Origin of the sequence: Ligilactobacillus sp. (assembly GCF_036846325.1) — a bacterium.
GTDB lineage: Bacteria > Bacillota > Bacilli > Lactobacillales > Lactobacillaceae > Ligilactobacillus.
The window spans coordinates 1-9,426 of sequence record NZ_DAIUCE010000072.1 but is presented as its reverse complement, the minus strand read 5'-3'; the positions used below and the strand labels follow the sequence as shown (position 1 = coordinate 9,426).

Genomic DNA, 9,426 nt, shown 5'->3' with positions numbered 1-9,426 from the left:
TATGCTGACCCATAACCTGGAAATCATGGGAATATTACAAACTAGCAACTAACGTAGTAGAAAAGTTTTCATAAGCAGGTGATCATTTTGGCAATGAGAAGGAAATTGAAACATAAAAGGTTGATCTATGTACTTTGTCTGATTGACCTGATAATCCTGATCGCAGCCTTCGGGTTCGTCTTTCACGATTACATCGGTCAGCTGCTTGCTTTTCTGGATCCGGACGTTGACCGTCAATTGCTCAAAACCGTTTTTCGCGAGCATGGGATGAAGGATGCGTTCTTTCTGTTATTGCTGACGACAACGACCACTGCCATTCCGGTTCTTTCGAGTTCTGTCATCTGCATTTTCAACGGCGCATGTTTCGGGCCGGAAATCGGTTTTTTGATGAACCTCTGCGGCACGTCGCTTGGGAATCTGTGCATGTGGCTGTTTTTTACGCGTTACGATCTGCCGAAGCGTTCGCAGAAGATCGAAGATTTCATTGCGGAGATCGAACAGTACAGGCAGAAGATCTACGGCATTCTCGCAGGCTACATGATGCCGATGTTTCCTTCATTTATAGTCAACTACGTGAACGTTCATCTGAAATTGCCCGTTTCAACTGCAATTTCATGCATCGTGGTCGGCATGTTGCCGACGTCTTTCATCTATGCCTTTGGCGGAAATGCAATCTTTGAAGGAAGCAAAGTCCTTGCAGTCGGGGCTTTGGTCGGACTTGTAATCTTGTTTTCAGTTGTTTTCATCTACCGGAAATGGCGTAAGCAAAGGAAAAGCAGCAGTTAATGCGAACAAACATTCAAATTGGATTTTACAATATTTCAAAAATGTTACAAATTTCGGTTTCCTTACTGTATTTTGGTAAGAGAAGGCCGGAATTTTTTTTTTTCAAAAAAAATTTCGCAAATTTCAGAAAAATATCGTGGAAACGAATTGTTATCAACCTAGTATAAGGATAGATTTATTCTAAAGTCGAGAAATCCAGTGCTGTCAAGGCTTCAAGGTAAATATATTCAAAAAAATCATTAAAAAGTCACATTTTAAATATTACAGAATGTAACAAAAATTTCAAGAAAACGCTTGCTTGTAATTATCCTGGTACTTGATTGTTACATTGCTCCCATATAATGTTCCATGTTAGCTCGTGAGGCAAGCGAGCGTGAGGATCTTCACCAGAGTAAGAACAATGCTTACTACAGACGTAATAGGTTTGATATAAAACACAGGAGTGAAATTTATTTATGAAATTTAACAAAGTTGCTTTATCAATCGCATGTGCTGCAGGTTTTACGGTTGCAGGTGCAGCCGCAGCAAACGCTGATACGGTTACAGTCAAATCTGGCGATACTTTATCTCAAATTGCCGATGAGAATAATACGACTGTTTCTTCAATTCAATCATTGAATTCACTGCAGAACATTCACTTGATTTTCCCGGGACAAAAGCTTGTGGTCAATACGAATAACGGCGATGCCGCCGCTTCCGCTCAACAAAGCGCACAGACGACGCAGCAGGCACCACAGCAGCAGACGTCCCAGCAGTCAACTCAACAGTCATCACAGCAGGTTACGACGCAGCAGACAACTTCGCAGGCAGTTGCCTCATCAAGCGAACAGGCTGCGCGCGACTGGATTGCTTCACGTGAATCAGGTGGCTCATACACTGCTCAAAACGGCAACTACTATGGAAAGTATCAGCTTTCGAGTGCATACCTTGGCGGCGACTATTCTGCTGAAAACCAGGAACGCGTCGCAGAAAGCTACGTGCTCAACCGTTACGGTTCATGGGCAAATGCCAAGTCACACTGGCTTCAAAACGGCTGGTACTAAAAGAAACGAACATTAATGAATCGACCGAATCGAATGATTGCTCCGGTCTGAAATTGAAACGCTGCACGGCTTTTTTTGAAAGCATTGCGGCGTTTTTTGCATTCAGGAACAGCATTACAAGCCTCGTGTTTTATGCTATAATTGTTGAATGATAACAATTTAACTGAGGTGGAAGAGGTGCGGCTGTCAATAATACTGATTATCCTGCTTTTTGCCCTTTTCGGATTGCTGATGATCGTCAGCGCAATCGGGATGCACGAACGAGATTCGTGGATGACAAGATTCATCTTGTTTGTAATCGGCTTGTGCTGCCTGGGCTTGGGAGGATATTTATTTTACGTTTACGTATTTGCTTGATATGAAGAAAAATGCAGAGCTTTGAAACAACGAACTTTCAGGGAGGAACTTTAATGAAATACGATATTGAAAAAGAAGAACAGCAGTTCATGAATTTCATCAATGATCAGTACAACGTCTATAAGGAAATTGACAATATCTACCGCGACTATGTCAAGTTGCCGCTGCTGTTGTCCGATGCCTTGTTCACGCTCTCGAAGCATGCGGGTATGTATGCGATGATGCGTCTGACCAGCGAAGCGCTTGAAAACGGTCAGGAAGAGGTTGATTACAGTGATGAGGACAATTGGGAACTGGTCGTTGCCATCCACAACAAACTTATCGATTTTCTGTCCGATACCGTCGGACCGCACTACGATCAGCGTGCAGTCGACATTGATGCGGAAGATGATGAGGATTTTGCCAAAAACGTCATTGCAATCGTTGACGCCACCTTCTCGCAGGCGCTTGGCATTGGTCCTGCGGAAGAAGATGATGATGAACAAAACGGCGGCATGTCGCTTGTAAGGCATGACGATGAAGACTAATCAGTAAATATTTTCTTGAATTGGAAAGGTGACAATTATGCCTAATACTTCCAGGAGGAGTAGTAATCGGGGAAAATATTCGGGTTCGAAAAAGAAAGTCAGGCGCAGAGTTTCCCGCAGAAGATCCAGGGCGCCTTTCTTTCTGGCGGTTACCGTCATCTTATTGATTGGGGCAGCTGCAGCTGTCTGGAAATATAACCCGGGAAATATTGTCGATCAGGCATCAGATTTGCTTAACGAAGAGGATGCCAAAAGTGCAGTAAAGGTCGTTCACAAGAAGCGCGTGGTGCTGGACGTTCCGCTGATCAATCAGATGGATGCTCCCAAGCTGTACAACGGGTGTGAAGTGACGTCTCTGGCAATGGTCCTGAACTATAACGGAATTGATGTTACCAAGTCTGAGCTTGCCGACAATATTGCAACGGTTCCGCTTCAATATGACAACGGGGAGCATGGCAATCCCAATGACGGGTTCGTCGGATCAGTCTCAGGAAGCACGTCGCCCGGCCTTGGCGTTTATCACGGGCCCATTTACAAGCTGGCAAGAAAATATTCTGATAATGTCTATGATCTGACAGGTTCAAACTTTGATACCGTCATCAACAAGGTTGAAGAAGGTCATCCTGTCTGGACAATCACAACGACTGCATTTGCTCCGGTCAGCGATTTTCAGACATGGGACACACCTGACGGAAAAATTGACGTGACCTACAGCGAGCATAGTGTCTGCATCACCGGGTTCGACCGTGACAAGAGGGTGGTCTACATCAACGATCCCTATGGCTATAAGAACCGCGAGGTAGGCTGGGATGACTTTGCCGCCGCTTATAAGCAGATGGGCAGACAGGCAGTATATGTAACAAAGTGAAAAAGTTAATGAACAGGGCTTCCCTTGCTGGGAAGTCCTGTTTTTAAATGCAGTGCTGAAAATCGCCTGCTCAGTCAAGGCTTCAAGGCGGGATTACGGAATCAGACAAGGTGTGGAGCCGAGCGCTCATGAGCCCGTACACAAGCATGAGGACGACCGAAGGCGAGTGAAACTCGTCCAGGGAGTCACTGCTTGTGATAGGGTGAATGCGAGGCAGAACCCGATTAGACAAGGTGTGGAGCCGAGCGCTCATGATCCCGTAAATTCCAGCTCCTTATTACGTTGAGATTTGTCCGTAAATGGCAGCCCTTGGTTGCGGTCAAAGCCACACATTTAACGAGCATACACAAGCAAAGTCCCGTTTTAACTTTCATATAAAGTGCCTTCATTTCCTGAAAACTTCAGGTTAGTCTTCTCGTGCTGTTGCGCCTGACCAGCTTTACCGGGAGAACGACCTCCGTTTGGGGAAGATCGGGATTCCTGATGCGTCCGATGAGCTTTTCAAAGACAGTTGCCCCGAGCTCATGAACCGGCTGGGAAATTGAGGTCAGGGGCGGTGCGAGGTACTCGTCAAGATCGATGTTGTCGTAGCCGACGACCGAGTAGTCGTCCGGAATGCTTTTGCCCAAAAGGTTCAATCCGTGGTAAAGACCAATGGCCACCTCGTCGTTGACCGTCAAAACAGCGGTGGCATCGGTTCTGACCAGCTTGTCTGCTGCGTTCAGACCGCCGATCTTGCTCATCTCGGTTGAAATGACGAGATTTTCGTCAAAAGCAAGCCCGTTTGCCTTAAGTGCCTGCTTATATCCGAAGAAACGCCGCTTGAGATTGTCTGAAGGCCTGTTTGCCATAATCATGGCGATTTTGCGATGTCCCAGTTGAGCAAGATGATTGACGGCAAGTTCTGCGCCGTGAAAATCATCCGTCATGACGCGGTCACCGTCTGCAATCGGATTCTGGTCAATCAGAAGATAGGGAATGCGGTTTTTCTTCAGCTGATTGTCAATCTCCTCCTGCCCGATTGAGGGGCTGGCAATGATGATTCCGTCGATTGAGCGGTTAATCAGCTGTTCGAGGTGCCTGCGCTCGAGTTCTTGATTGTCGTTTGAACTCAGAATCAGCGGGATGCAGTTTTGTTCCATTGCCAGAAGTTCAATGCTTTTAATGAAAGTGCTGAAAAACGGATTGCCGATGTCAGGAACGATCACGCCGATGGTCTTGACCGAATTAGTAATCAGATTTCGGGCGTTGAAGTCCGGAACGTATCCCAGGGCATCACGCGCATAAAGTACTTTTTTGCGCGTATCGTTCGAAAAACGGCTGGCTTTTCCGTTTAAGATCTGCGAAACGGTTGACATTGAAACGTCGGCGTATCGTGCGACGTCCCTGATTGTAACTCTGTTGGTCATGGCAAATAATCCTTCTTGTAGCTTTGGTTAAATCCGAATGAAATACAGTTAAGATGCTCAATTGTACCCCATATAGCTAACATTATATCATATTTACATGATGTTTTAAGATATTTTAAAAAATTATACCATTTATATGTTTAAAACTAAGCAAAATATCCGATTGATAGAAGTACATGCATCTTGTGGAGGAATGAGAATTGAAGAAGAACATACATACATTGTTTAAGAAAAGGAGCAGACACGAAAGCGGAAAAGAAAAGGAGCATCGCAAGTCATTGGGACGGTTTGCCGGTTTCTTCATGATCATCGCAGCATTGCTGTCGATTGTCGTGATGTTTTCGACATCATATCTTCAGACCAGGCATCTTTTGAATGAGCGCAACCAGCTTTCAAAGGAAACTGCTGCCCAGGTGATGGAAAAGACATTGTCGGACATTGCGTCTGATGCCGAGGCAAAGGTCAACTCCGGGACGTCTCTTTCCGGATTCACGCAGGGAAAGTTCACGGAAGAGAAGATACTAGATACGATGAAGACGTCATTTTCCGGAAACAGTGTCTATTCCAACGTCTATTTTGGAACGCAGGATGGCAGACTTTACGCACTGAACAGCCTGTCGGAAAAAATCGATCCGAGAACTCAGGACTGGTACCGGGGTGCCATGAGCGACACGTCCAGCGTTTACTGGACGAAACCTGCATATGATGAATCGACTGGACAGTATTATTCAATCGTTTCAAGCGCGGTCTCAAACAGCGGCAATCAGCAGGGTGTTCTGGCATTGCGTGTCGAATACGACAAGGTTGAAGCAACCGTCGGACCTCTGAACGTTGGTAAAAAAGGGACGATTACCATGATTTCGAAGCAGGGGGACGTAATGGGAACCAAGTCCGGCGATACGAAGGAAATGTACAGAAAGGGTCAGAACATTTCATCAAGCGATGTATACAGAAAAATAAAGGCGGCAAAGGAGACGAAGGGAACTTTAAGGGTTTCGGGAATCAGGGGAGTTTCCGAAGTTTACTATAACAAGGGCGGTGCGAACAGTCAGGCATGGGCTTTTGCGTTTGTTCCTCAAAATGACCTCAGTGAGGAACTGGGCAAGCTTGTCAGGACGTCGCTGATTGTTTCGATTGTGATGGTCGTATTGGTCGTGCTTTCATCGATGTTTGTAATCAAGGCGGTCGAAATCATGCTCGGCAGTTTTACGAAGGCATTCAACCGCGGCAGGGACGGTTATCTGGAACGCATTGACACGGATGCCTTGGGCGGAAGCCTCCAGGCCAAAGTTGCCAGAATGGCAGTTGAACCAAGAAAGGACCGCAGCGAATTAAACGAGATGTCGCTGGCTTACAACGAAATGATTGATTCGATTTCCGCATTGACCGAAAGCGTGAAGTCAAGCGCGGTCAAGACGGCCAGAAATGCAGAGAAGCTGCGCGAGACTTCTGAACAGACGGCAAGTGCCGTTGACGAAGTGTCGCAGACGATTACCGACGTGGCAGGCGTCACCGAGAACCAGGCGCGTGAAACGGTTCAGGGCGATGAGCAGATGAAGGAACTTTCAAGAATTGCCAGTGAGCTTGCGAAGGACGTGGACGTGCTGGACAACGTTTCGACGCAGACAGCTTCCCTGAATCAGCAGAACATGGCAACGATGACGGAAGTAAGCACCAACTGGAACAGCTCGCAGGAACAGACTGAACGTCTCGTCAACGAGATGCAGAATTTGAGCGACAGCATCCAGAACATCACGCAGGTCATCAGCGTAATCAATGAAGTTGCGCGACAGACCAATCTGCTTGCTCTGAACGCATCCATTGAAGCTGCCAGTGCCGGCGATTCCGGCAAGGGATTTGCGGTCGTCGCACAGGAAATCAGGAAGCTTGCGGTCAGAAGCAAGGAGTCGACGAGCCAGATTGCCGGCATCATTGAGGAAATCAAGCAGAAGTCGGATCGTCTGTCAGATGAAGTCGAAATTTCAAAGGAAGTCGGCAGGCGACAGACGCAGCTGATTGATTCTGCAATCAAGTCCACTGAAGCGGTCTACAGGAACACCGAACAGCTTATTTCAACTTCCGAACGAATCAAGCACGGCAATGATTCTCTGAATGAAATCGAAGCCAGGGTAAGCGAAAGCCTCGACAGGATTTCAGCTTCGACTGAGGAAAATGCTGCCGGAACGGAGCAGGTTTCCGCAAATGCGGAAGAAGTTTCAGCCTCTATGTCAGAACTTGCAGTCGCAGTTCGAGAACTGAGCGATACGGCTGACGAGCTGGCCGAGCATTCAAAGCGTTTCAAATAAAGGGTAAAACGCAGCTGAAAAAACTATATCTCTAATAAAAGTCTCGGATGATTTGCAGTTAATTGCAAATCATCTGGGGCTTTGTTTGTGTATGCGGCGTTAAATGTGTACTTTGATTGTAACCAAGGGCTGCCCATTTACGGGCAAATCTCCAAAATCATAAATATTCAAGAATTACTCTCAAAAAGGTCAACTATACATCTTAATCGGACGGCTTAATTTTAAGCGTGTTTTACCGATATAACAGTTGTGTACATATACAGCAGTTAGTTACGGAGGGAACGAAATGGATATATTTTTGATAATAGGGCTTGTTCTTGGGGCAATCTGTATCGTGATGGCCCTGGTTTTGAAGGGCGCCAGCGTAGCGATGCTTTTGAACGGGGAAGTGTTCGTAATCATCTTCGGCGGAATGATTGCCGCTGTCCTGTCTTCCTATACGATGGCGGACATCAAGCGTCTTCCAAAGGTCATGAAGGTGCTGATGTCAAATGCAGAGCCGGATTTGAACGGGACGATTGAAAAGCTGGTCGAGCTTTCGAACCTTGCTCGTCGTGAAGGACTTCTTGCTCTCGAAGCACCCGTTAACGAACTTGACGATCCGTTTATGAAGCAGGGGCTGGAGCTTGTTGTCGACGGTGCTGAAGCCGAGCAGATCAGGGATTTAATGGAATCAGAAGTTGATGCGATGGAGGCAAGACACCATCGCATGTCAGGTCTGTTCAAAACGGCAGGCTCAACTTCACCGACACTGGGGGTTATGGGTGCCGCAATCGGCTTGATCGGTGCTTTGGGGAATCTTTCCGACATCAACAAGCTGGGACCGATGATTGCCTCGGCCTTCGTTGCAACAATCTTTGGTATCTTCATGGGGTATCTGGTCATGATTCCCTTTGCAACGCGTCTGGAAGCCAAGAATGAAGAAGAAGTTCTGCTTAAGACACTGATTATTGAAGGTATCATGGACATTCAGGCGGGACATTCCGCAAAAGTCATCGAACAAAAGCTTTATGCTCAAATTCCGCCGGAAAAACGCAAGGATTCTGAAGAATAGGAGGAGAGCACATGGCTAGAAGAAAGAAGGAACGAAAGGAAGAGGAGGCCAGTGAAGCCTGGCTTCTGCCGTATTCAGACATGCTGACCCTGCTTTTGGGTCTGTTCATCGTTGTTTCTGCCATGTCCAACGTTGATTCGAACAAATTCAATGCCTTGAAAAATGAATTCAATCAAGTCATGGCGCTCAACCCCATCAAGAACGACTCAGCTGTGGACAATGTGATTGACATGGGCGAAACGGCGACGAAGGGCAAGGGGGCATCATCCGTTTCGACCAGAAAGCAGGCGGCGGCGAGTGAGCAGAGCGTTCAGAACAGTCTCAGCAAACAGCAGGCCCGCGTTCAGGAACAGCAGCAGTTGAAGGAAGTTGCTGAAAAGCTCAAGCAGGACATTCAAGCTACAGGCCGTGCCGGCAATACGACTGTCAGCTACGAAAGCGACGGTGTTCACCTGAATCTTGATTCGAGCATTCTGTTCAGTTCGGGTTCGGCAGATCTTTCCGATGCGGTCAGACAGATGCTGGACAAGCTTGTTCCTGATCTTAAGCAGGTCAGTGCAAATCCTGTCGTCGTTGCCGGCTATACCGACAACGTTCCTGTTTCAAAGCGAAGCAAATACGCATCAAACTGGGAATTAAGTTCCGCCCGTGCCGTAACCGTGATGCGCTACTTCGTTTCCAAGGGTGCCATCAGCGAAAGCAACGTTTCCGTCCAGGCATATGCTGAAAATAACCCCAAGGCTTCAAACGACACTGATGAGGGCAAGGCGCAGAATCGTCGCGTTGAGATTATAATCAAGAAAATGAACAGTTAGTGAATCAGTCCGAACTGCATGCAGCAGTCCGGACTTTTTTTCATGGCAGGCTTTTTCTGAGACGGGCGCATTGTTTAATTAAAAATGTGAAGTAAAAAAGAATTGTTTATAAAATCTTTAAAATCACCTTTATAGTTAAACAAAGTGAAGGAAATCCGTGTTAAGGCGGTTCTTGGGGAAATTAATTCGTCTGAAGAGAAATAAAGCCGCTGCTGTTTATCTTGAAAAAGCAAATATATGTAATTTTTTTGAAGTTGACAG

At 46.6% G+C, this 9,426-nt stretch carries 9 protein-coding genes; 8 read left to right on the top strand and 1 reads right to left on the bottom strand.

Features of this window, described 5'->3' with window-relative positions:
• The first annotated feature begins 93 nt into the window (after window positions 1-93).
• The 5 genes from V7Z60_RS07300 (at window position 94) to V7Z60_RS07280 (ending at window position 3,581) form a co-directional block, all read left to right on the top strand.
• Window positions 94-786 carry a TVP38/TMEM64 family protein gene (locus tag V7Z60_RS07300; protein ID WP_334117178.1) on the top strand — a complete coding sequence of 231 codons (693 nt, stop codon included), beginning with the start codon at window positions 94-96 and terminating at the stop codon, window positions 784-786.
• A gap of 455 nt (window positions 787-1,241) precedes the next feature.
• Window positions 1,242-1,829 carry a LysM peptidoglycan-binding domain-containing protein gene (locus tag V7Z60_RS07295; protein WP_334117177.1) on the top strand — a complete coding sequence of 196 codons (588 nt, stop codon included), beginning with the start codon at window positions 1,242-1,244 and terminating at the stop codon, window positions 1,827-1,829.
• A 177-nt stretch (window positions 1,830-2,006) separates the two neighbouring features.
• Complete coding sequence (locus V7Z60_RS07290) at window positions 2,007-2,186, top strand: hypothetical protein (RefSeq protein WP_334117176.1); 180 nt, start codon at window positions 2,007-2,009, stop codon at window positions 2,184-2,186.
• Window positions 2,187-2,239: 53 nt separating this feature from the next.
• Window positions 2,240-2,713: a hypothetical protein gene (locus tag V7Z60_RS07285; protein WP_334117175.1), complete on the top strand. Its 474-nt coding sequence runs from the start codon at window positions 2,240-2,242 to the stop codon at window positions 2,711-2,713.
• A 37-nt stretch (window positions 2,714-2,750) separates the two neighbouring features.
• Window positions 2,751-3,581 carry a C39 family peptidase gene (locus V7Z60_RS07280; RefSeq protein WP_334117174.1) on the top strand — a complete coding sequence of 277 codons (831 nt, stop codon included), beginning with the start codon at window positions 2,751-2,753 and terminating at the stop codon, window positions 3,579-3,581.
• Window positions 3,582-3,982: 401 nt separating this feature from the next.
• On the opposite strand, the gene rbsR is transcribed toward V7Z60_RS07280, so the two are convergent.
• Window positions 3,983-4,990, bottom strand: a complete 1,008-nt coding sequence (gene rbsR / locus V7Z60_RS07275) for a ribose utilization transcriptional repressor RbsR (protein WP_334117173.1) — start codon at window positions 4,988-4,990, stop codon at window positions 3,983-3,985.
• 200 nt (window positions 4,991-5,190) lie between these two features.
• On the opposite strand from rbsR, the gene V7Z60_RS07270 reads away from it, so the two are divergent.
• The 3 genes from V7Z60_RS07270 to V7Z60_RS07260 all read left to right on the top strand — a co-directional run bounded on the left by V7Z60_RS07270 (window position 5,191) and on the right by V7Z60_RS07260 (window position 9,165).
• Window positions 5,191-7,296 (top strand): methyl-accepting chemotaxis protein, encoded by a 2,106-nt coding sequence (locus tag V7Z60_RS07270; protein ID WP_334117172.1) that lies wholly within the window; start codon window positions 5,191-5,193, stop codon window positions 7,294-7,296.
• Window positions 7,297-7,582: 286 nt separating this feature from the next.
• Window positions 7,583-8,350, top strand: coding sequence for a MotA/TolQ/ExbB proton channel family protein (locus V7Z60_RS07265; RefSeq protein WP_334117171.1), 768 nt, complete (start codon window positions 7,583-7,585; stop codon window positions 8,348-8,350).
• Between the two features lie 11 nt (window positions 8,351-8,361).
• Window positions 8,362-9,165, top strand: coding sequence for a flagellar motor protein MotB (locus V7Z60_RS07260; protein WP_334117170.1), 804 nt, complete (start codon window positions 8,362-8,364; stop codon window positions 9,163-9,165).
• The last annotated feature ends 261 nt before the right edge of the window (window positions 9,166-9,426 follow it).